20 protein-coding genes, 4 pseudogenes and 1 other annotated feature are annotated in these 21,010 nt (G+C 62.4%); of the genes and pseudogenes, 16 read left to right on the top strand and 8 right to left on the bottom strand.

The features are described 5' to 3' along the window. The first annotated feature begins 23 nt into the window (after positions 1–23). From BZ163_RS05625 to BZ163_RS35420, 15 genes and pseudogenes are all read left to right on the top strand, one after another. The gene (locus BZ163_RS05625) at positions 24–800 is read left to right on the top strand and encodes a 1,6-dihydroxycyclohexa-2,4-diene-1-carboxylate dehydrogenase (RefSeq protein ID WP_128870108.1); all 777 of its coding nucleotides are present in this window, start codon (positions 24–26) and stop codon (positions 798–800) included. Between the two features lie 149 nt (positions 801–949). Next, on the top strand, positions 950–1,252 hold the full coding sequence (locus tag BZ163_RS05620; RefSeq protein ID WP_128870107.1) for a 2Fe-2S iron-sulfur cluster binding domain-containing protein: 303 nt from the start codon (positions 950–952) through the stop codon (positions 1,250–1,252). Between the two features lie 27 nt (positions 1,253–1,279). Further along, positions 1,280–2,203, top strand: a complete 924-nt coding sequence (locus BZ163_RS05615; RefSeq protein ID WP_128870106.1) for a catechol 2,3-dioxygenase — start codon at positions 1,280–1,282, stop codon at positions 2,201–2,203. 34 nt (positions 2,204–2,237) lie between these two features. Further along, a complete protein-coding gene (locus BZ163_RS05610) occupies positions 2,238–3,698 on the top strand; it encodes a 2-hydroxymuconic semialdehyde dehydrogenase (protein WP_128870105.1) in 1,461 nt (486 codons plus the stop codon). Positions 3,699–3,705: 7 nt separating this feature from the next. Next, positions 3,706–4,554, top strand: coding sequence for an alpha/beta fold hydrolase (locus tag BZ163_RS05605; RefSeq protein ID WP_128870104.1), 849 nt, complete (start codon positions 3,706–3,708; stop codon positions 4,552–4,554). Between the two features lie 11 nt (positions 4,555–4,565). Beyond that, complete coding sequence (gene dmpE, locus BZ163_RS05600) at positions 4,566–5,351, top strand: 2-oxopent-4-enoate hydratase (RefSeq protein WP_128870103.1); 786 nt, start codon at positions 4,566–4,568, stop codon at positions 5,349–5,351. 14 nt (positions 5,352–5,365) lie between these two features. Further along, on the top strand, positions 5,366–6,304 hold the full coding sequence (locus tag BZ163_RS05595) for an acetaldehyde dehydrogenase (acetylating) (RefSeq protein WP_004574816.1): 939 nt from the start codon (positions 5,366–5,368) through the stop codon (positions 6,302–6,304). Positions 6,305–6,314: 10 nt separating this feature from the next. Then, positions 6,315–7,352, top strand: coding sequence for a 4-hydroxy-2-oxovalerate aldolase (gene dmpG / locus BZ163_RS05590; RefSeq protein ID WP_004574815.1), 1,038 nt, complete (start codon positions 6,315–6,317; stop codon positions 7,350–7,352). Next, positions 7,349–8,143 (top strand): 2-oxo-3-hexenedioate decarboxylase, encoded by a 795-nt coding sequence (gene dmpH, locus BZ163_RS05585; protein WP_128870102.1) that lies wholly within the window; start codon positions 7,349–7,351, stop codon positions 8,141–8,143. Before dmpG ends, dmpH begins: the two co-directional genes overlap by 4 nt. A gap of 48 nt (positions 8,144–8,191) precedes the next feature. Beyond that, positions 8,192–8,383 (top strand): 2-hydroxymuconate tautomerase, encoded by a 192-nt coding sequence (locus BZ163_RS05580; protein WP_003454301.1) that lies wholly within the window; start codon positions 8,192–8,194, stop codon positions 8,381–8,383. 271 nt (positions 8,384–8,654) lie between these two features. Then, positions 8,655–9,062, top strand: a pseudogene (locus BZ163_RS05575) (OprD family outer membrane porin); the annotation flags it as partial. Further along, positions 9,050–9,343, top strand: a pseudogene (locus BZ163_RS05570) (transposase); the annotation flags it as partial. The pseudogenes BZ163_RS05575 and BZ163_RS05570, both read left to right, overlap by 13 nt. Before the next feature lie 186 nt (positions 9,344–9,529). Continuing rightward, positions 9,530–10,123: a benzoate/H(+) symporter BenE family transporter gene (locus BZ163_RS35430; protein ID WP_256578949.1), complete on the top strand. Its 594-nt coding sequence runs from the start codon at positions 9,530–9,532 to the stop codon at positions 10,121–10,123. Further along, positions 10,090–10,779, top strand: a complete 690-nt coding sequence (locus BZ163_RS35425; RefSeq protein WP_256578948.1) for a benzoate/H(+) symporter BenE family transporter — start codon at positions 10,090–10,092, stop codon at positions 10,777–10,779. Before BZ163_RS35430 ends, BZ163_RS35425 begins: the two co-directional genes overlap by 34 nt. 348 nt (positions 10,780–11,127) lie before the next feature. Next, positions 11,128–11,683, top strand: a pseudogene (locus BZ163_RS35420) (IS66 family transposase); the annotation flags it as partial. Positions 11,684–11,744: 61 nt separating this feature from the next. Here the strand turns inward: BZ163_RS35420 and BZ163_RS05540 are convergent. From BZ163_RS05540 to BZ163_RS05505, 8 genes are all read right to left on the bottom strand, one after another. Beyond that, positions 11,745–12,743, bottom strand: a complete 999-nt coding sequence (locus BZ163_RS05540; protein WP_128870101.1) for an AraC family transcriptional regulator — start codon at positions 12,741–12,743, stop codon at positions 11,745–11,747. A gap of 54 nt (positions 12,744–12,797) precedes the next feature. Continuing rightward, positions 12,798–13,136 (bottom strand): hypothetical protein, encoded by a 339-nt coding sequence (locus BZ163_RS05535; RefSeq protein WP_128870100.1) that lies wholly within the window; start codon positions 13,134–13,136, stop codon positions 12,798–12,800. Positions 13,137–13,482: 346 nt separating this feature from the next. Continuing rightward, positions 13,483–14,211, bottom strand: coding sequence for an ABC transporter ATP-binding protein (locus BZ163_RS05530; RefSeq protein WP_128870099.1), 729 nt, complete (start codon positions 14,209–14,211; stop codon positions 13,483–13,485). Then, positions 14,211–14,969, bottom strand: coding sequence for an ABC transporter ATP-binding protein (locus tag BZ163_RS05525; protein WP_128870098.1), 759 nt, complete (start codon positions 14,967–14,969; stop codon positions 14,211–14,213). The genes BZ163_RS05530 and BZ163_RS05525 overlap by 1 nt, the downstream gene beginning before the upstream one ends. Beyond that, the gene (locus BZ163_RS05520; RefSeq protein ID WP_128870097.1) at positions 14,966–15,997 is read right to left on the bottom strand and encodes a branched-chain amino acid ABC transporter permease; all 1,032 of its coding nucleotides are present in this window, start codon (positions 15,995–15,997) and stop codon (positions 14,966–14,968) included. Before BZ163_RS05520 ends, BZ163_RS05525 begins: the two co-directional genes overlap by 4 nt. A gap of 22 nt (positions 15,998–16,019) precedes the next feature. Further along, positions 16,020–16,880, bottom strand: a complete 861-nt coding sequence (locus BZ163_RS05515) for a branched-chain amino acid ABC transporter permease (RefSeq protein ID WP_128870096.1) — start codon at positions 16,878–16,880, stop codon at positions 16,020–16,022. Positions 16,881–16,989: 109 nt separating this feature from the next. Then, positions 16,990–18,171, bottom strand: a complete 1,182-nt coding sequence (locus tag BZ163_RS05510) for an ABC transporter substrate-binding protein (protein WP_128870095.1) — start codon at positions 18,169–18,171, stop codon at positions 16,990–16,992. Positions 18,172–18,251: 80 nt separating this feature from the next. Beyond that, on the bottom strand, positions 18,252–19,526 hold the full coding sequence (locus BZ163_RS05505) for an OprD family porin (protein WP_128870094.1): 1,275 nt from the start codon (positions 19,524–19,526) through the stop codon (positions 18,252–18,254). Positions 19,527–20,142: 616 nt separating this feature from the next. Here BZ163_RS05505 and BZ163_RS05500 point away from each other — a divergent pair. Then, a pseudogene (locus BZ163_RS05500) lies at positions 20,143–20,882 on the top strand (IS3 family transposase); the annotation flags it as partial. Next, positions 20,421–20,537 (top strand) — a sequence feature (AL1L pseudoknot). Its footprint overlaps the pseudogene before it by 117 nt. Positions 20,883–21,010: the final 128 nt, after the last annotated feature.

Below are 21,010 nucleotides of genomic sequence, written 5' to 3'. Positions count from 1 at the left end.
GGGCTACGCAATCGAGGTGGTTCATGAGCAAACGTTTCCAGGACAAGGTCGCCGTGATCACCGGCGCCGCCCAAGGCATCGGTCGCCGTGTGGCCGAGCGCATGGCGGCCGAGGGTGGCCGGTTGCTGCTGGTCGACCGTTCCGAACTGGTGCACGAACTGGCCGACGAGCTGGCCGGCGTCGCCGAGGTGCTGTGCCTGACCGCGGACCTCGAGCAGTTTGCCGAGTGCCAGCGGGTGATGGCTGCGGCGGTCGAGCGCTTCGGTCGTCTGGACATTCTGATTAACAACGTCGGCGGCACCATTTGGGCTAAGCCATTCGAGCACTACCAGGCTGACGAGGTCGAGGCCGAAGTGCGTCGTTCGCTGTTCCCCACCCTGTGGTGCTGCCACGCCGCGCTGCCGCCAATGCTCGAGCAGGGCAGTGGAGCCATCGTCAACGTTTCCTCCGTCGCCACGCGCGGGGTCAATCGCGTGCCCTACGGCGCGGCAAAGGGTGGCGTTAACGCCCTGACCGCCTGCCTGGCCTTTGAAACCGCCGAGCGCGGTATCCGGGTCAACGCCACCGCGCCGGGTGGCACCGAGGCGCCTCCACGGCGGATTCCGCGCAACAGCGCCGAGCCGAGCGAGCAGGAGAAGGTCTGGTACCAGCAGATCGTCGACCAGACCCTCGACAGCAGCCTGATGAAACGCTACGGCAACATCGACGAACAGGCCGGGGCGATTCTGTTCCTGGCCTCCGACGACGCTGCCTACATCACCGGTGTAACTCTTCCGGTGGCAGGGGGAGACCTCGGTTGATCTTTATGTCTGGTTAAGAAGAGAAATCGACATGCGGAGAAGCGACGTACACGAGGTCCCCTGAGACTCATTTTCGGGGTTGCGCAGGCATCACCCCAGAGCTGTTGGGGGGATGCTTCCGTCATGTTTAAGGGCATCTGAGGTGAACCATGGACAGCGGTTATGAGGTGCGTGAGCGGATTAGCGGCCAGGTGTTCCGTTGCCTGCCGGAGCAGTCGGTCCTGCGGGCCATGGAGGAGCAGGGCAAGCGTTGCGTGCCGGTCGGTTGCCGTGGTGGTGGCTGTGGGTTGTGCAAGGTGCGCGTGCTCAGCGGCGATTACCAGTGCGGCAGGATGAGCTGCAGTCAGGTTCCACCGGAGGCCGCGAAGCAGGGCCTGGCCTTGGCCTGTCAACTGTATCCACGCGCTGATCTGTACATCGAATGCCTTCGCCAAGTGCGAAGCAATCCCTGACAACAAGAAACATTAAGAGGTGTCGTGATGAAAAAAGGAGTTATGCGCCCGGGCCACGTCCAGCTTCGCGTGTTGAACCTGGAGGCTGCGCTAACGCATTACCGGGACCTGCTCGGCCTGATCGAGATGGACCGCGACGAGCAGGGCCGCGTCTATCTTAAGGCCTGGAGCGAGGTGGACAAATTTTCCGTGGTGCTGCGTGAGGCCGACCAGTCGGGCATGGATTTCATGGGCTTCAAGGTGACCGACGATGCCTGCCTGACCCGCCTGGCCGGCGAGCTGCTGGAGTTCGGCTGCCAGGTGGAGGAGATTCCTGCCGGCGAACTCAAGGACTGCGGGCGTCGGGTGCGCTTCCTGGCACCATCCGGGCATTTCTTCGAGCTCTATGCCGAGAAGGAGTACACCGGCAAGTGGGGCATCGAGGAGGTCAACCCTGAAGCCTGGCCACGTGACCTGAAGGGTATGCGCGCGGTGCGCTTCGACCACTGTCTGATGTACGGCGACGAACTGCAGGCGACCTACGAACTGTTCACTGAGGTGCTCGGTTTCTACCTGGCCGAGCAGGTGATCGAAGACAACGGCACGCGCATCTCCCAGTTCCTCAGCCTGTCGACCAAGGCGCACGACGTGGCCTTTATCCAGCACGCGGAGAAGGGCAAGTTCCATCACGTCTCATTCTTCCTGGAAACCTGGGAAGACGTGCTTCGCGCCGCCGACCTGATCTCCATGACCGACACCTCGATCGATATCGGCCCGACCCGTCACGGTCTGACCCACGGCAAGACCATCTACTTCTTCGACCCGTCCGGTAACCGCAACGAAGTGTTCTGCGGTGGAGATTACAACTACCCGGACCACAAACCGGTGACCTGGACCACCGACCAACTGGGCAAGGCGATCTTTTACCACGACCGCATTCTCAACGAACGATTCATGACCGTGCTGACCTGAAGGCCCGGTTCGACTTATTGCAGAGATTGCGCAGATGAAAGAAATCAAGCATTTCATTAACGGCGAATACGTCGAATCGGCCAGCGGCAAGCTGTTCGATAACGTCAACCCGGCCAACGGCCAGGTGATCGCCAAGATCCACGAAGCCGGCGAAGCCGAGGTCGACGCCGCGGTCAAGGCCGCCCGCGCCGCGCTCAAGGGCCCCTGGGGCAGGATGACGGTGGCCGAGCGCACCGAGATCCTGCATCGCGTCGCCGCCGGCATCAGCGCGCGCTTCGACGAGTTTCTCGAGGCCGAGTGCCTGGACACCGGCAAACCCAAATCCCTGGCCAGCCACATCGACATCCCGCGCGGCGCGGCCAACTTCTCGGTGTTCGCCGACCTGGTGAAGAACGTGCCCACCGAGGCCTTCGAGATGGCCACCCCGGACGGCACCGGCGCGCTCAACTACGGCGTGCGCCGGCCCAAGGGCGTGATCGGGGTGATCAGCCCGTGGAACCTGCCGCTGCTGCTGATGACCTGGAAGGTCGGCCCGGCCCTGGCCTGCGGCAACACCGTGGTGGTCAAACCCTCGGAAGAGACGCCGACCACCACCGCTCTGCTCGGTGAAGTGATGAACGCCGCCGGCGTGCCGGCTGGCGTGTACAACGTGGTGCATGGCTTCGGCGGCAACTCGGCCGGCGCCTTCCTCACCGCCCACCCGGATGTCGACGCCTACACCTTCACCGGCGAGACCGGCACCGGCGAAACCATCATGCGCGCCGCCGCCAAGGGCGTGCGTCAGGTGTCGCTGGAGCTGGGCGGCAAGAACGCCGGCATCGTGTTTGCCGACTGCGATCTGGACAAGGCCATCGAGGGCACCCTGCGCTCGGCCTTCGCCAACTGCGGCCAGGTCTGCCTGGGCACCGAGCGGGTGTATGTCGAGCGGTCGATCTTCGACGAATTCGTCGCCCGCCTCAAGGCCGGCGCCGAGGCCCTGGTGATCGGCCCGCCGGACGATGCGAGCAGCAACTTCGGCCCGCTGGTCAGCCTCAAGCACCGCGAGAAGGTCCTCAGCTACTACCAGCAGGCAGTCGATGACGGCGCCACTGTCGTCACCGGCGGCGGTGTGCCCGAGATGCCGGCGCACCTGGCCGGCGGCGCCTGGGTGCAGCCGACCATCTGGACCGGGCTGGCCGACAATTCGGTGGTGGTCACCGAGGAAATCTTCGGCCCCTGCTGCCATATCCGCCCGTTCGACAGCGAGGAAGAGGCCATCGAGCTGGCCAACAGCCTGCCCTACGGCCTGGCCTCGGCGATCTGGACCGAGAACAGTTCGCGCGCGCACCGCGTCGCCGGGCAGATCGAGGCCGGCATCGTCTGGGTCAACAGCTGGTTCCTGCGTGACCTGCGCACCGCCTTCGGCGGCAGCAAGCAGTCGGGCATCGGCCGCGAAGGGGGTGTGCACTCGCTGGAGTTCTACACCGAGCTGAAAAACATCTGCGTGAAATTATGAGGACGTCATGACCCTATCTGTATCCAGCCCAGAACTTGGCCGCGAGATCATCGCTGCCGGCTACCGCACCAACCTGCACGACATGGGCAGTGGCTTCCCGCTGCTGATGATCCACGGCTCTGGCCCAGGTGTCACTGCCTGGGCCAACTGGCGCCTGGTCATGCCGGAGCTGGCCAAGGGTCGGCGAGTGATCGCCCCGGACATGCTTGGCTTCGGCTACAGCGAACGCCCAGCCGACCAGCAGTACAGCCAGCAGCGCTGGGTCGAACATGCCATCGGTGTGCTGGATGCTCTCGGCATCCAGCAGGCTGACATCATCGGTAATTCGTTCGGCGGTGGCCTGGCGTTGGCTTTGGCCATTCGCTACCCCGAGCGCGTTCGTCGGCTGGTACTGATGGGCAGCGTCGGCGTATCTTTCCCGATCACACCGGGTCTGGATGCAGTGTGGGGTTACACCCCATCGTTCGAGGAAATGCGCCGCCTGTTGGATGTGTTTGCTTATGATCGCGGCCTGGTCACCGATGAGCTGGCCGAACTGCGTTACCAGGCGAGCATCCGTCCTGGTTTCCAGGAGTCCTTCGCCGCGATGTTTCCGGCCCCGCGCCAGCGCTGGATCGAGGCGTTGTGCAGCGACGAGCGGGCGATCCGCGCACTGCCCCAGGAAACCCTGGTCATCCATGGTCGCGAAGACAAGGTTATTCCATTATCTGCTTCGCTGGCCTTGGCGGATCTGATCCCCAATAGCCAGCTACACGTCTACGGCCACTGCGGCCACTGGACCCAGATCGAACAGGCCGACCGCTTCGCCCGCCTGGTCGAGGATTTCCTCGCCGAGGCCGACGCCCTCCATTGCTGAGAGAGACCAATATGGACAAGACATTGATCAACGAGCTCGGCGACGAGCTCTACCAGGCGATGGTCCAGCGCGAGACCGTCACGCCGCTGACCAGCCGTGGCTTCGACATCAGCGTCGATGACGCCTACCACATTTCCTTGCGTATGCTGGAACGGCGCTTGGCCGCCGGTGAGCGGGTGATTGGCAAGAAGATCGGCGTTACCAGCAAGGCCGTGCAGAACATGCTCGGCGTGCACCAACCGGACTTCGGCTACCTCACCGACGCGATGGTGTTCAACAGCGGCGAGGCCATGCCGATCAGCCAGTTGCTGATGCAGCCCAAGGCCGAGGGCGAGATCGCCTTCATCCTGAAAAAAGACCTGATCGGCCCCGGCGTGACCAACGCCGACGTGCTGGCCGCCACCGAGTGCGTGATGCCCTGCTTCGAGATCGTCGACTCGCGCATCCGCGACTGGAAAATCAAGATCGAGGACACAGTAGCGGACAACGCCTCCTGCGGCCTGTTCGTGCTCGGTGACCAGGCCGTGTCGCCGCGCCAGGTCGATCTGGTCACCTGCGGCATGCTGGTGGAAAAGAACGGCCAGCTGCTCTCGACCGGTGCCGGTGCCGCGGCGCTCGGCTCGCCGGTCAACTGCGTGGCCTGGCTGGCCAACACCCTCGGCCGGTTCGGCATCGGCCTGAAGGCCGGCGAGGTGATCCTGTCCGGCTCGCTGGTTCCGCTGGAGCCGGTCAAGGCAGGCGATTTCATGCGCGTCGAGATCGGCGGCATCGGCAGCGCCAGCGTGCGCTTCATCTGATCGAGGACAGCCTGATGAGCAAGAAACTCAAAGTAGCGATCATCGGCCCGGGCAACATCGGTACGGATCTGATGATCAAGGTGATGCGCAACGCAGAGCATCTGGAAATGGGCGCGATGGTGGGCATCGACCCGGCCTCCGATGGCCTGGCCCGCGCCCAGCGCATGGGTGTGGCGACCACCCACGAAGGTGTCGAAGGATTGATCAACCTGCCCGAATTCGCCGACATCGATTTCGTCTTCGATGCCACCAGCGCCTCTGCCCACGTACGGAACGATGCCTTGCTGCGTCGTGCCAAACCCGGCATCCGCTTGATCGACCTGACCCCGGCGGCCATCGGCCCCTACTGCGTGCCAGTGGTGAATCTGGAAGAGCACCTTGCCAAGCTCAACGTCAACATGGTCACCTGCGGCGGCCAGGCCACCATCCCGATGGTGGCCGCGGTGTCGCGTGTGGCCAAGGTCCATTACGCCGAGATCGTCGCCTCCATCGCCAGCAAATCCGCCGGCCCCGGGACCCGCGCCAACATCGACGAGTTCACCGAGACTACCAGCAAGGCCATCGAAGTGATCGGCGGCGCGGCCAAGGGCAAGGCGATCATCATCATGAACCCGGCCGAGCCGCCGTTGATCATGCGTGACACGGTGTTCGTGCTGTCCGAGGCCGTCGACCAGGCACAGGTCGAGGCCAGCATCGAGGAGATGGCCAGCGCCGTGCAGGCCTACGTGCCGGGCTACCGCCTCAAGCAGAAGGTGCAGTTCGACATGATTCCCGCATCCGCGCCGCTGCATATCCCTGGGCTCGGCACATTCAGTGGCCTGAAAACCTCGATCTATCTCGAAGTCGAAGGTGCCGCCCACTACTTGCCGGCCTACGCCGGCAACCTCGACATCATGACCTCCGCCGCGCTGGCTACCGCCGAACGCATGGCGCAGTCGCTGCTGAACGCATGAGGACCGAGCCATGACCTTCAACCCCGGCAAGAAACTCTATATCTCCGACGTGACCCTGCGCGACGGCAGCCATGCGATCCGCCACCAGTATTCGATCCAGAACGTCCAGGACATCGCCCGCGCGCTGGACAAGGCCCGCGTCGACTCCATCGAGGTGACCCACGGCGATGGCCTGCAGGGTTCCAGCTTCAACTACGGTTTCGGTGCGCACAGCGACCTGGAGTGGATCGAGGCCGCCGCCGATGTGATCCAGCACGCCCGGATCACCGTGCTGCTGCTACCTGGCATCGGCACCGTGCATGACCTGAAAGCCGCCTATGACGCCGGCGCCCGCTCGGTGCGCGTGGCCACCCACTGCACCGAGGCGGATGTCTCGCGACAGCACATCGAGTATGCCCGTGAACTGGGCATGGACACCGTCGGCTTCCTGATGATGAGCCACATGATCCCTGCCGAACAGCTGGCGGCGCAGGGCAAGCTGATGGAAAGCTACGGCGCACAGTGCATCTACATGGCCGACTCCGGCGGCGCGATGAACATGAACGACATCCGCGACCGCATGCGCGCCTTCAAGGCGGCGCTGAACCCGGAAACCCAGACCGGCATGCACGCCCACCACAACCTCAGTCTCGGCGTGGCCAACTCCATCATCGCGGTGGAGGAGGGCTGCGATCGCATCGACGCCTCGCTGGCAGGCATGGGCGCCGGCGCCGGCAACGCGCCGCTGGAAGTATTCATCGCCGCGGCCGAGCGCATGGGCTGGAACCACGGCACCGACCTGTACGCACTGATGGACGCCGCCGACGATATCGTCCGGCCGTTGCAGGACCGTCCGGTGAGGGTCGATCGCGAAACCCTCGGCCTGGGTTATGCCGGGGTCTACTCCAGCTTCCTGCGCCACGCCGAGGTGGCAGCCGCGAAGTATGGACTGAAGACGCTCGACATCCTCGTAGAACTGGGCAGGCGCCGCATGGTCGGCGGCCAGGAAGACATGATCGTCGACGTCGCGCTCGACCTGCTGGCAACTCGCAAGGAGCAACATGCATGAACCGTACATTGACCCGCGAACAGGTGCTGGTCCTGGCCGAGCACGTGGAAAACGCCGAACTGCAGGCCCACGACATCCACAAGGTCACCAACGACTATCCGCAGATGACCTTCGCTGACGCCTACGACATCCAGTGGGAGATTCGCCGGCGCAAGGAAGCGCGCGGCAACCGGACCGTCGGCCTGAAGATGGGCCTGACCTCCTGGGCGAAGATGGCGCAGATGGGCGTGGAAACGCCCATCTATGGCTTCCTGGCCGACTACTTCAGCGTGCCGGACGGCGGCACCGTGGATTGCTCGAAGCTGATCCACCCGAAGATCGAGGCGGAAATCTCGGTGGTCACCAAGGCGCCGCTGACAGGCCCGGGCTGCCATATCGGCGACGTCATCGCGGCGGTCGACTACGTGATCCCGACCGTCGAGGTGATCGATTCGCGCTACGAGAACTTCAAGTTCGACCTGATTAGCGTGGTGGCGGACAACGCTTCCTCGACGCGCTTCATCACCGGCGGCCGCATGGCCAGCCTCGAGGAGGTCGACCTGCGCACCCTCGGCGTGGTGATGGAGAAGAACGGCGAGGTGGTGGAGCTCGGCGCCGGTGCCGCGGTGCTCGGTCATCCCCTGTCCAGCGTGGCGATGCTCGCCAACCTGCTGGCAGAGCGCGGCGAACACATACCGGCCGGCACCTTCATCATGACCGGTGGCATCACGGCTGCGGTATCGGTGGAGCCGGGCGACAACATCACCGTGCGCTATCAGGGGCTTGGCAGCGTCTCCGCGCGCTTCATCTGAGCCATTCGGCCGCCCTGCCCGGGCGCCTTCTTATTCAGGAGGCACAACATGCCCATTGCCCAGATCCACATTCTTGAAGGCCGCAACGACGAGCAGAAGGAAACCCTCATCCGTGAGGTCAGCGAGGCCATATCGCGCTCCCTGGATGCGCCGCTGACCAGCGTGCGAGTGATTATCACGGAGATGGCCAAGGGCCACTTCGGTATCGGCGGCGAACTGGCCAGCAAGGTCAGACGCTGAAGTGGAGATGCCCAAGGGCACTTCGGGTCGAGGAACCAGACCTGCATTGGGACGCGGCCACAAAGAGCGCGGGCAAGTGACTGCCTGTTATTTTAAGCATGCCTGAAGCGAGGAAAAGTGCAGAGCGGCTGGTCCGTTTGTTACGCCGAGTTGCCTGTCTGGGTAGCGAGGTGGTTTCAAGGCCGCCCACTTGCGGTACGGAGAATTGTGGGCGGGAAATATGTGGCATATATATGCTTTCCAAAAAACAATAAAAAAGAGCGAGTCAAAAATGAAGCAATATCCGAACCTAACCCGTCTGCTGGTGTGTGTGAGCGCCAGTCTGCCGCTCAGTACCCTAGCCGCTGAAGGCGGTTTCATCGAAGACACCACGGCGACGCTGCAAGCGCGCAACTATTATTTCAGTCGGGATTTCTCGGACATTGAGGGCCCCAACCAGCAGTCCAAGGCCGAAGAGTGGGCGCAGGGCTTCATTCTCAGAGTGAATTCTGGCTACACCCAGGGCACAGTCGGTTTCGGCGTCGACCTGCTGTGAATGCTGGGCATTAAACTCGACAGTAGCCGCGAGAGGGTGAATACCGGCTTGCTACCCCTGGATAGCGACGAGGCGGTCGATGACTTCAGCCGCCTTGGAGCGGCGCTAAAGGTGCGCCTGTCGCAGACCGAACTGAAGGCCGGGAGGTGATCTGGCAGATTGCGGCCCGCCGCAGTATGTACAAGAAGCTGAGTAAGCGCAGTGCGCTGTACAAAGCCAAGCGCAAGATCGAGAAATCCAAGGCCCAAGTGCGCGCCAAAGTCGAGCACCCGTTCCGGGTGATCAAGCGCCAATTCGGCTACGTGAAGACACGCTTCCGTGGCCTGGCGAAGAACACCGCGCAGTTGGTGACACTGTTCGCGCTGTCGAACCTGTGGATGGCGCGCCGACATTTGCTGACGAATGCAGGAGAGGTGCGTCTGTAATGCGGGAAATGGCCGGCGCGAGGTGCTCGCGCCGGCTATAAATCCGGAAAGAGGGGATGATTTGATCGTTTTTTAGCCGAATCACCGTTTTGAAATCGGCAAGGGCTGGAGTCAGCCAGAAATACCTGACTACTTCAGACCATCCCTAGGCTTTTCCGGGAGGTTCTTACTGACGGAGGAAAGACTTTGCAAACAGAGGAAAGGAATACCGCGGGTAGTGCTGAAGAAGCCAGGTCGAATCGCCTCGATAGTCACGCTCTTAGCAACGGCATCACTGCCTTTCTTTTCGGGGTGACGGGTCCCTTGGCTATCCTTATCATGGTGGGCCGTGATGGAGGTCTGAGCGATGTAGATCTCGCCTCCTGGATCTTCGGTGCCTACGGTCTCAGTGGGGTGCTGAGCCTGTACTTTTGCTGGCGATACCGGCAGCCGCTAGGGATGGCCTGGACGATCCCGGGCGCGCTGCTGCTGCCGTCGGCGCTCGACCACCTGAGCTTTGCGGAAGTCATTGGGGCCTACTGGGTAACTGCTCTACTCATCACATTACTCGGCTGGAGCGGGCTCATTAACTGTGTGATGCGCCGCATTCCAATACCCATCGTCATGGGCATGGTCGCCGGCGTTTTCCTGCCGCTGGGAGTTAAAGTTGTCACCGCGTTTACCAGTAACGCGCTGCTCGCCACCGTAAGCCTCGGAGTATTCATGCTCTTCTCCGTCTTGCCAGCGCTAGGGAGCCGACTGCGCCGGTGCTGGCCGCGCTGCTCGCCGGTGGCGCGGTAGCTTGGACTACGGGCGGCATCGCGCCACTGGGCGTGGTGCCAACGCTCCTAGCGCGTCCTATTATGTACATGCCAGAGTTCTCGCTGCAGGCTCTGGTAGAGATGGTCATTCCGCTCATGATAACTGTGCTGGGCATTCAGAACGCACAGGGCTTTGTGGTACTGCAGCAGGTCGATCACCCACCGCCTGTGAAGGCCGTTACGGTGGGGTCCGGGCTGGGCTCGATGCTGTTCGCGGTGGTCGGTTCGGTGCCCGCCTGTCTTACCGGGCCGACCAACGCGATTCTCGTCTCCAGCGGCGCGCAGCATCGGCAGTGGATCGGCGGCATGGTCTTCGCTGTCTTAATGATTATTTTTGGCCTTTTTGCACCGGTCGCAACAGCCGTTGCGTTGGCGGTGCCGCTGGCCTTGATTGGGCTAATCGGCGGACTGGCCATGATCCGGGCGTTGCAGGGCGCTTTCCAAGGCGCCTTTTGCGGCGAGTGTCCGCTTGGTGCTCTGGTCGCCTTTGTGGTGTCGGTGGCCGGTGTACCAATTCTGAATATAGGCGCTCCGTTTTGGGGTCTCGTGTTCGCATTCATCGCGTCTTGGCTACTCGAGCGTGACAGCCTGCGTAGGGTAATGGTGCCTAAGGAAACTCTGAAAAAGACTTCCTGATTTTGTCAGAATATCCTGATGTCAACCGCCGAGTTGTCTGATGAGGCAGATGAGCCGGTTGCCGAAACGCGTTTCTTCAATTGCCACGCGGCGCCGGGGAACCTGATACGTCTTGGTGGTTTTCGTTCGGCGGTCTGCCGTCTAGCTAGGACGGCAAGCTTTCAAATATCAATGGTCATGTTAAGGGCGCCTCGTTGACCTCTACTACATACCTAAACCCGGAAACGCACATCGTTATCCTGAGGATCTCTTTGCGTCACATACCCCGAGGCAGGAGCCCTATGCGGTTATCCCGCACGTACGGATCTGAGCGGAGGGCGGCAGGTAACTGCCGTCCCTACCACGACCGATGAAACCCCGGTGCAAATGCTTGCGCCCGGCATGAAGAAGACGCAGCGGGTTTACGTGTGGCCTATGCTGCCAGCGCGTTCGCCGAGCTGCGCGCCATAGTCTATGACTTCAGTCCCAGCCGAGCCGGCGAGCATGCCCGTGCCTTCCTCGGTGACTGGAGAGGCCAGCTGGTCTGTGATGACTTCGCCGCCTACAAGTTCTGCTTCGAGCAGGGGAAGGCGTGACCAAAATCGGCTGTATGGCCCGCGGCCCACGCCCGGCGCGAGTTCTACAGCCTGCACGTGGCCAACCAGAGCCCGCTGGCCGGACAGGCCCTGCACCAATATCGGTCAGCTGTACGCCATCGAGCGCGAGGTGCGTGACTGCCGCCTGACGAGCGACGCGAATACGCCACGCACAGGCCAGACCTCTCGACGATACCCTGCACACCTGGATGCTCGCCCAGCGCGAGCGCATCCATGAAGGCACGGCCATCTCCAAGGCGCTTGACCACAGCCTCAAGCGCTGGACGGCCCTGGTGCGCTGTCTCGACAACGGCAGGGAGGTGATCGATGGTTTTTAAAAAAATCTGATGCTCTACCTGACGGCGGGGCTCAAGTCCGACAAGCAGCCAGTCAAAAGAGCGAGGACAGGCTAGACTCCCTTGAATCGATGCACTTCATCTTGTGTCGACTCAGGGTGTCGGAAGGCAGCTCGCCGAATGTGCTCCTGTATTTCTCGGCGAAACGTCCCAGATGTAAGAAGCCGTAGTCTAGGGCCACCTCAGTGATACTACGTATATTGGTAGTGGGATTGCTCAAGCAGGCACGGACACACTCAAGCTTGCGGTTGCGAATGTAATTCATGGGCGTGGTGCCGGTATGCTTCTCGAACATGTTGTAGAGGGAGCGTGGGCTCATCAGCGCCAGCTCCGCTAACTGCTCAAGGCTGATACTCCGTTTGACATTTTCCTCAATGAACTGAACGACTCGCTCGAAACATGGGTTGCCTTCGACGAAGCCTTTGCGGCTGACATTGCTGCTGAGCGTCTCGAGCAGCTTGGTAGCGATGATCTTCGTGTAGTGCTCCGCCACCAAGGTCATCGACATGTTATGTTCCGCTTCGTCACAAACCAGTCCGATTAGATTGATGAAGCCATTAAGCTGCTGCAGGCTATGTCGGGGGGGGAAACGGATACCTCCACTCGGCTTCTGCCAATTGAGCTCATTGCATGCGCTATCAATGATAACCGAGGGCAATTTGACAATGAATTTCTCGCACTCCTCCGAATAAGTCAGCTCCGCGCGGTCATCCGGGTTGATCACCAATAGTTCGCCTGGCGCAAAATAGTGCTCCAAGCCATTGCCACGCCAAAGGCAATGACCCTTGAGCAATAGCTGCAGGTGATAGCAGGTTTCCAAGCCTGGCGAGGTCACCCTGACACTATCGCCATAGCTGATTCGACACAGGTCGAGGCCGCCAAAGTTTCGGTGGTTCAGGCTGCTTTTTGAGTCCCGGCCCTTGAGCAGGCGAATAGAGTGCGAACCGACATACTGGTTAACGTAGTCGGAAACTGCATAGGGGTCGGTATGGGCGAAAATCTGGCTTTTCTGGTTCAATAAGCAAACATTCATAGTCCACATCTCTTATTTTTATTAACGTGGGTTACAACGGAGCCAAGGGCCAAGCTACGCCCGCATCATGCGTATCACGATATGCCTTAGCCGGACATGACGCAAGTCAACCAAGGGCCAAATGATTTTGGTCTTTGGCTCTGCTTTTGTTCTGAGCCATGACGCCTGCGCGCCCCTTCTTTGTGGTCGGCACGCGCCAATGACCCCGGCACTGCTCGCCACCTTCTTGCCGGACTGCTGCGCCAACTGGGTGGCGAAGTGCATGTCGGCCTGGCTCTGTTCGATGGCGCGCAGCAACTCGTGCTGGTGCTGGCGCAACAATGGATCGACCCGCGGCGCCAGCACTTCGATCTTCCGCGACTCAAGCGCCCGCTCGGGCAACGGCGCGGCCACGGCCGGCGGCCAGTCGCAGATCCCCCCCCCCGCTCGACTACCTGCGCCTGCGCCGGCAGGCTGTGATACAGGCCGCCAGCCAGCAGGCCACAAACCACCAGCAACACGGCCTGGGCCTGCTCGACCGGACCGCCGCCGAGTACGGCGAGGGCGCTACCGGCCAGCAGGTTACCGAGCAGCAGCAGTACGGCCAGATTTTTCTGCCGCGCGCGGTGTGCACCCACAGGTTGATCCAGGTTCATCAATGCTCTCTTCCAGGTTTCGGCACAGGATTGTGGCGCCCTCCTCAGCGCAGACGGAAGACGCCCATTCAATACGCCATTGATCGGGATTACAGGCAGCCGGGTTACAGGCCGATATGGGTCTGCAGGATTTCCGGCTGGCCCTTCAGTTCCTGGCTGGGGCCGTCATAGATTACCCGGCCCTTGACCATGATCATGCTGCGGTCGGTGAGGTCGAGCAGTACGTTGACGTTCTTGTCGACCACCAGGGTGGCGATGCCGCCGGCCTTGATCAGGCGGATCACGTCCCAGATTTCCTTGCGGATCAGCGGCGCCAGGCCTTCGGTGGCCTCATCGAGGATGATCAGCTCGGGGTTGGTCATCAGCGCGCGGCCGATGGCGACCATCTGCTGCTCACCGCCGGAGAGATTGCCGGTGAGGTGGCCGAAACGCTCGGCCAGGCGCGGAAAGGTCGCCAGCACCCGCTCAAGAACCCAGTCGCGGCGACCGTCCAGCCCGGGACGCGCGGCCATCACCAGGCTTTCGCGCACCGTCAGGTTGGGGAACATGCCGCGGCCTTCCGGCACATAGCCGATGCCGCGGCGGATCACCTGGTGCGCAGCGCTGCCGGTGAGGTTCTCGCCCCTGATCCGCACCTCGCCACTGCGCGGCGGGGTCAGGCCGAGCAGCGAGCGGATGGTGGTGCTCTTGCCCACGCCGTTGCGCCCGAGCAGGGCCAGGGTTTCCCCTGGCGCAATGTGCAGGTCGACGCCATGCAGCACATGGCTGTTGCCGTAGAAGGTGTGCAGGCCGCGCACTTCGACCAGCGGGGTTGCTGCCGTTGTCGTGCTCATCAGAATTGCTCCTCGCCGTCGCCCAGATAGGCTTCCTGCACCGCAGGGTCGTTACGCACCTGCTCCAGCGGACCGCTGGCCAGCATCTGCCCGTTGACCATCACGGTCAGGGTCTTGGCGATGCTGAACACCGCGTCCATGTCGTGCTCGACCAGCACCAGCGAGTAGTCGCGCGCCAACTCGGCGAGCAGCTCGACCACCCGGCTCGACTCCTCCTTGCCCATGCCGGCCATCGGTTCATCCAGCAACAGGAAGCTCGGCTCGGTGGCCAGCACCATGCCGATCTCCAGCTGACGCTGTTCGCCATAGCTCATGGAGCTGGCGGTGCTGTGGCCCTTGCTGCTCAGGCCGCAGGCCTGCAGGGCTTGCTCGGCGCGCTCGCGCACCAGCGGGTAGCTGTCGCTGCGGCGAAAGAAACGGAAGGAGTTCTTCATCCGCGACTGCGCGGCGAGCAGGCAGTTTTCCAGGCAACTGAAGCTGGGAAAGATATTGGTGCGCTGAAAGCTGCGCCCCACCCCCAGGTGCGAGACCTGGTTCGGCGCCAGGCCGGTGATGTCCTGGCCATTGAAGATCACCTGGCCGCTGCTGGGGCGCAGATGGCCGGAAAGCAGATTGACCATAGTGCTCTTGCCCGCGCCGTTGGGGCCGATGATGGCGTGGATCTCGCGCGGTGCGACCTGCAGACTGATGTCGCTGACGGCGCGCAGCCCGCCAAAGTGCTTGCTCAGGCCGCGGGTTTCCAGAATCAATCCGCTCATTGTTCGGTCTCCTGTTGGATCGTGCCGGCCAGCGGCGCTTTGGTGGTCTTGCTCGATTTGCGTTGCGCCAGTTGCAGCAACAGGCCGGCGATCCCGCGCGGCAGCAACAGCACCATGGCGATCACCACCACGCCCATCGGCAGCTCCCAGTGCGGGGTCAGGCTGGCGAACCAGTGATGCAGGCCCTCGAAGGCGAAGGCGCCGAGAATCGGCCCGAACAGGCTGCCCATGCCGCCGAGAATCACCATCACCAGGATATGCGCCGACATCTGCCAGCTCAGTTGGCCGGGGCTGACGAAGCCGTACTGGGTGGCCGAGAGCATGCCGGCGTAACCGGCGATGGTGCCGGCGATGACGAAGGCCGCCAGCTTGTAGAACAGCGGATTGAAGCCCATGGCCCGCACCCGCTGTTCGTTCTCCTTGATGCCCAGCAGTACCCGGCCGAAGGGCGCACGGAGGAAGGTGCGCAGCAGGACGAATAACAGCGCCAGCGAGGCCAGCACCACATAGAACAGGGTGGTGCGGTTCTCCAGGTCGAGCAACTGCACCCCGGCGATGGCCACCTCGGGTTTCATGAACAGGTAGGCGCCGTCCGAACCGCCGGCGAAGGACGCATCGTGGAACAGGTAATAGAGCATCTGCGAGAAGGCGATGGTCACCATGATGAAGAAGATCCCCGAGGTGCGGATGATCAGTACCCCCATCAAGAGTGCGGCCAGGGCGCTGACGCCCAGGCACAGCGGCAAGGCGACCCAGATGCTCAGCGCTTCGTATTCCGGGGCCAGCAGCACCAGGGCATAACCGGCCATGCCGAAGAAGGCCGCCGAGGCCAGGCTGACCATGCCGCTGACGCCGACCAGCAGGTCGAGGCCGAGGGCGACAATGGCCAGGATCATGATGCTGGTCAGCTGCTGGAGATAGAAGTTGTGCTGTTCACCGGCGAGCGTTGCGCCGAACAACGGGTAAGCGGCCATCAGCAGCAAAAACAGCGCGAGCAGCAGCTGGATCGGGCGAGGTAATGCGTGCATGAGAAAATCCCCGAAATGGTTATTAGGCGAACAGCCCGCGCGGCTTGAACAACAGCACCACGGCCATCAGCACGTACACGGCCATGCCGGCGTATTGCGGCACCAGCACCGCGCCCCAGGTGGCGGTCAGCCCGACCAGCAAGGCGCCGAGAAAGGCCCCGCGAATCGAGCCCAGGCCGCCGATGACCACCACCACGAAGGCGATGATCAGGATCTGGTTGCCCATGCCCGGATACACCGAGGACACCGGCGCGGCGATCATTCCGGCGAAGGCGGTCAGCGCCGCACCGGCGGCGAACACCAGGGTGTAGATCAGGCGGATATCGATGCCCAGGCACTGGACCATCTCGCGGTTGCTCGAGCCGCCGCGGATGATCATGCCCAGGCGGCTGCGTTGCAGGACCAGGTACATGGCCAGGGCGATCGCCGCGCACACCGCGGAGATGAACAGGCGGTACACCGGGTAGTCGAGGGTTTCGGTGAGCTGGATCGAACCGCTGAGCACTGCCGGGATGGCCACGCTGTGCACGTCGTTGCCCCAGACGATGCTGCGCAGCGAGTCGATGACCATGATCAGGCCGAAGGTCATCAACACCTGGTCGAGGTGCTCGCGGCGGTACAGCGCCTGGATCAGGAAGCGCTCGATCAGCACCCCCAGCGCCGCCGCCATGGGCACGCCGAGGAGGATGGCGAGAAACAGATCGCCGACCAGTCCGGTCAACCAGTACACCAGGTACGCGCCGACCATATAGAGCGCGCCGTGAGCCAGGTTGATGATGTGCATGATGCCGAAGATCAGGGTCAGGCCGCTGGCGATCAGAAACAGCAGCAGGCCGTACTGCAGACCGTTCAGGGTTTGGATGAGCAAGGTGGAGAAATCCATTGAAGCTACCTGTGCGAAGGGAGACAGACGCCCACCATGGCGGCGGACATGGGCAGCGCCCCTCTCCCTCATATAGGAGAGGGGCTGGGGAAGAAGACTTCCCACTTCCTCAGTTCATTTTGCATCCCGGTGCCGGATCGGACAGCGCCTCGGCAGCGGTACCGACCACCACGCTGGTGCCGCCCTTCACTTCGCGCAGGTAGATGTTCTGCACCGGATTGTGCGCCTTGGAAAAGCTCCACTCACCGCGCGGGCTGTCGATCCGCGCCTGCTCCATCGCGGCGATCCAGGCTTGGCGGTCACGGCTGTTGCCGCCCACCGTTTGCAGCGACTGGGCCAGCAGTAGGCCAGTGTCGTATCCCTGCACCGCGTAGACGTCCGCCTCCTTGGCGAACTTCTGCCGGTAGGCCTCGCGGAACGCCAGGTTCTTCTCGGCTGCCAGACTCTCGGCATAGTGCAGGGTAGTCAGCAGGCCCTCGGCCGCCTGGCCCTGGGCCGTCAGGGTGCCCTCGGTGAGGAAGCCCGAGCCGAGCAGCGGGATCTTGCCCTGCAGGCCGGCCGCCGCGTAATCCTGGACGAACTTGGCGGCACCGCCACCGGCGAAGAATACGAACACCGCGTCCGGCTTGAGCGCGGCAATCTCGGTGAGCTGGGCCTGGAACTCCACTTCCGGGAAGGGCACATAGATCTCCTTGAGCACCTTGCCACCGGCCTGTTCGAAGCCCTCCTTGAAGCCGTCCACCGACTCGGTGCCGAAACCGTAGCGCCAGGCCAGGGTGACGACATTCTGGTAACCACGGTCGACGGCCACCTGACCCATGGGGTAGGCGGTCTGCCAGGAGCTGAAGGAGGTACGGAAGATGTTCGGCGCGCACAGCAGGCCGGTGGCCGCGTTGAAGCCTGCGTTGGGGATGATCAGCGGCACGCCGGTCTCCCGGGCGACCTTGACCGCGGCCATGCCAACGCCAGAATGCACCGGGCCAACCACCACGTCCACGTTGGCGCCGGACACCAGGCGCTGCATATTCTGCACCGCCTTGCCTGGGTTGGCCTCATCATCGACCACCACGTACTCGACTGGACGCCCGCCAAGCTGGTCGCCGTACTGCTCAAGAGCCAACTTCAAACCATTGGTAGTAGCTTCACTTGGCGCGGCGTATGTGCCGCTGTAGGACATCAAAAGGCCAATCTTGATAGGCTCGTCCGCCTGGGCCATACCGCACAGGGCGGTGAGCAGGGCGCCGGCCAGCAGGCGGTGGGCGGTGGGACGGCTTTCTTTATTCTTGTTCATGATGACTCTCCAGGACTGCGATGCTGTTGTTGTCGGTTATGGCCCGCCTACCGGCGGCCCGGCCGCCGTGAGGCGGCGGCTTACAGCAGGTTCCAGGTGTAGTTGAAGATCAGGCGGTTCTCGTCGATGTCGGTGCGGTAGTTGGAACGCGCGATGACGTTGCGTACCTTCACGCCCAGGCCCTTGAGCGAACCGCTCTGCACCACGTAACCGACGTCCAGGTCGCGTTCCCACTCCTTGCCCTCGAAGCCGCGGCCGGTGTCGACGTTGTCGCCGGTCAGGTAGCGCACCCCGGCGACCAGACCCGGCACGCCCATGGCGGCGAAGTCGTAGTCGTAACGCACCTGCCAGGAACGCTCGTCGGCCGCGTCGAACGCGAAGGTCGGTAACTCGTTGCCCAGCGGGGTTTCGTTGGCGAACACCCGTGGCAGGCCGTGGTCGCCGAACATGGCCTGGTAGCCGAGATAGAGGGTATGCCCGCCATGCTTGGCCGAGAGCAGGGAGTAAAAGGCCTGGTTGTCGATCTCGCCCGCCAGTTGCTTGCCGTCTTCGGCGGAGTCGAAATAGCCCAGGTTGGCACCGAGCACCCAGTCGCCGAGCGGCTCACTGTGCTTGAGGCTGAAGTGGCGCTGGTTGTAGATATCCTCCAGCTGGGCATACCAGGCGCCGACCGAGGTGCGGTTGGCGTTGAAGGCGTAGTCGGCGCCGCCATAGTTGAAGCGGTCCGTGGTGATCTGCCCGCCGCCATTGCGCAGCGGGACGAAACCGAGCATGGCACCCAGCTCCCCGTCGCCGGCCTCGTTGCGCAGGCTGGTGGAGCGCAGCTGGCCGCCCTGCAGGGTCAGACCGGCGATCTCGTTGGAGACGATGCTGGCGCCCTGGTAGGTCATCGGCAACAGGCGGGTATCGACGGTGTACAACACCGGCAGCATCAATTGCTGTTCGCCGATCTTCAGCTCGGTCTTCGACACCCTGACCTTCAGGGCCGCGCCCAGGCGGCTGTAGTCATCGGCCGCCCTGCCCTGGTCGGTTACCGGCAACAGGCCGGTGTTGACCCGATCCGAGCTGCTGTCGAGCTTGAGCCCGAGCAGGCCGATGGCGTCGACGCCGAAGCCGACCTGCCCCGGGGTGTAGCCGGATTTGACGTTGAGGATAAAACCCTGGGCCCACTCCTCGGCCTTGGACTGCTGGTTCGGCCCGACGATGCCGGAGAAGTCGCGGCTGAAGTAGTAGTTACGCGCTTGCAAAGTCGCTGTGCTGTCTTCGATAAAACTGCCCTCGGCAGCCAGGACGCTGAGCGGCAGGCTGGTTGTGGCGCACAGCAGGAGACGGACTACGTTCGGATATTGGCTCATCGTTTGGCTTACTCTTTTGTTGTTTTTTTATAGTGTTTTATGCCCCGCCCTTGCCGCACAAATGCCCGGCACCGCAAGTGGGCGGCCTTGTAACCACCTCGTCGCCCCGTCGGGCAACGCGGCCTAATAAACCGGACCGGGTGCTCTGCACTCATCCACCCTTCAGGCATGCTCAAAAGAACAGGCAGCTACTTACCCTCGCTTTTTTTGAATGACTCACTCATTTGCTGGGTGATGTTGCTGCACGAATGGACCCTCGACCTCAATGCACACCATCGAGATCAGCTTTCTTGGATACCGGTACAGTAATCGTTGATCTTGGGGAGCCGATCTTTGCTGGCTAGCCAGCTGTCTATTGGACGTGGTGAGTGCTTGCGATAGACGCCCCACCGTCTTCAGGCAAGTGCCTCAGATAGTCGAGTCCCAGGTTCATTGCCATGGCCCATTGTTATTGTTTCAACAGTACAAAGACTAAAAGCCTGGGCCCTCAGAAAATAGCCACTTTTTGCACTCCTGCATCCGTTTTCTGCAATCAGGTCAACCACATATGGGAGTAAATAATGAGATGAACCGCCCCGGCTTCCCCGGAGGCTCCAACTCTTGAGAGGATGGAGCCATGAAATCATCGACGAAGTATTCCCCTGAAGTCCGTGAGCGGGCGGTTCGGCTTGTAGTGGAGCACCAGGACGACCATGAGTCGGAGTGGGCTGCGATCTGCTCGATTGCCGCCAAAATCGGTTGTACTGCTGAAACGTTGCGCCGCTGGGTGCGCCAGACCGAACGCGACAGCGGCAAACGTGAAGGCCAGACCACCAGCGAACGCGAGCGGATCAAGTCCCTGGAGCGTGAGGTGCGTGAGTTGCGGCAGGCCAACGAGATCCTGCGCAAGGCGTCCGCATATTTTGCTCAGGCGGAGCTCGACCGCCGCTTCAAGCCATGAAGATGTTCATCGACGAACACCGTGCGGTTTATGGAGTCGAGCCGATCTGCCGGGTGCTGCCGATCGCTCCATCGACCTACTACGCGCATGCACGCTGCCAGACCGACCCCGAGCGGCGCTCTCGGCGAGCACGACGTGACGATGTGTTGAGCACGCATATCCAGCGGGTCTGGGACGGAAACTTCCACGTCTACGGTGCGCGCAAGGTCTGGCGCCAACTCAGGCGTGAAGGCGTGGTAGCGGCGCGCTGTACGGTGGAGCGACTGATGCGTCGGCTGGGGCTCAAAGGCGTCGTACGCGGCAAACCGGTCAAGACCACCGTCAGCGACAAGGCGACTCCGTGCCCGCTGGACAAGGTCAATCGCCAGTTCCGCGCCGAGCGGCCAAACGCGCTCTGGGTATCGGACTTCACCTACGGTGTGCCCGGAGTTCAGGGTGAGCATGGATGCTCAAATGAACCACGAGTCTATCTGGAATGTTGAACTGGGAACTCATGATGAGGAACCAAACACCCCATCGACTGTGACGGTGGTGAGTCTGAGCG

It is taken from the genome of Pseudomonas sp. VI4.1 (assembly GCF_002029345.1).
Taxonomy (GTDB): Bacteria; Pseudomonadota; Gammaproteobacteria; order Pseudomonadales; family Pseudomonadaceae; genus Aquipseudomonas.
The sequence above is the reverse complement of the archived record's forward strand: the minus strand, read 5'-3'. Positions and strand labels throughout refer to the sequence as shown.

What these genes read in the sequence shown, in the direction of transcription:
- BZ163_RS05530 (WP_128870099.1), bottom strand. Translation starts at nt 14,211, where the DNA reads ATGAGCACGACAACGGCAGCAACCCCGCTGGTCGAAGTGCGCGGCCTG.
- BZ163_RS05615 (WP_128870106.1), top strand. Translation starts at nt 1,280, where the DNA reads ATGAAAAAAGGAGTTATGCGCCCGGGCCACGTCCAGCTTCGCGTGTTG.
- BZ163_RS05620 (WP_128870107.1), top strand. Translation starts at nt 950, where the DNA reads ATGGACAGCGGTTATGAGGTGCGTGAGCGGATTAGCGGCCAGGTGTTC.
- BZ163_RS05520 (WP_128870097.1), bottom strand. Translation starts at nt 15,997, where the DNA reads ATGCACGCATTACCTCGCCCGATCCAGCTGCTGCTCGCGCTGTTTTTG.
- BZ163_RS05505 (WP_128870094.1), bottom strand. Translation starts at nt 19,526, where the DNA reads ATGAGCCAATATCCGAACGTAGTCCGTCTCCTGCTGTGCGCCACAACC.
- dmpH (WP_128870102.1), top strand. Translation starts at nt 7,349, where the DNA reads ATGAACCGTACATTGACCCGCGAACAGGTGCTGGTCCTGGCCGAGCAC.
- BZ163_RS05610 (WP_128870105.1), top strand. Translation starts at nt 2,238, where the DNA reads ATGAAAGAAATCAAGCATTTCATTAACGGCGAATACGTCGAATCGGCC.
- BZ163_RS05515 (WP_128870096.1), bottom strand. Translation starts at nt 16,880, where the DNA reads ATGGATTTCTCCACCTTGCTCATCCAAACCCTGAACGGTCTGCAGTAC.
- BZ163_RS05525 (WP_128870098.1), bottom strand. Translation starts at nt 14,969, where the DNA reads ATGAGCGGATTGATTCTGGAAACCCGCGGCCTGAGCAAGCACTTTGGC.
- BZ163_RS05595 (WP_004574816.1), top strand. Translation starts at nt 5,366, where the DNA reads ATGAGCAAGAAACTCAAAGTAGCGATCATCGGCCCGGGCAACATCGGT.
- dmpE (WP_128870103.1), top strand. Translation starts at nt 4,566, where the DNA reads ATGGACAAGACATTGATCAACGAGCTCGGCGACGAGCTCTACCAGGCG.
- BZ163_RS05540 (WP_128870101.1), bottom strand. Translation starts at nt 12,743, where the DNA reads ATGAATGTTTGCTTATTGAACCAGAAAAGCCAGATTTTCGCCCATACC.
- BZ163_RS05605 (WP_128870104.1), top strand. Translation starts at nt 3,706, where the DNA reads ATGACCCTATCTGTATCCAGCCCAGAACTTGGCCGCGAGATCATCGCT.
- dmpG (WP_004574815.1), top strand. Translation starts at nt 6,315, where the DNA reads ATGACCTTCAACCCCGGCAAGAAACTCTATATCTCCGACGTGACCCTG.
- BZ163_RS05510 (WP_128870095.1), bottom strand. Translation starts at nt 18,171, where the DNA reads ATGAACAAGAATAAAGAAAGCCGTCCCACCGCCCACCGCCTGCTGGCC.
- BZ163_RS05625 (WP_128870108.1), top strand. Translation starts at nt 24, where the DNA reads ATGAGCAAACGTTTCCAGGACAAGGTCGCCGTGATCACCGGCGCCGCC.
- BZ163_RS05580 (WP_003454301.1), top strand. Translation starts at nt 8,192, where the DNA reads ATGCCCATTGCCCAGATCCACATTCTTGAAGGCCGCAACGACGAGCAG.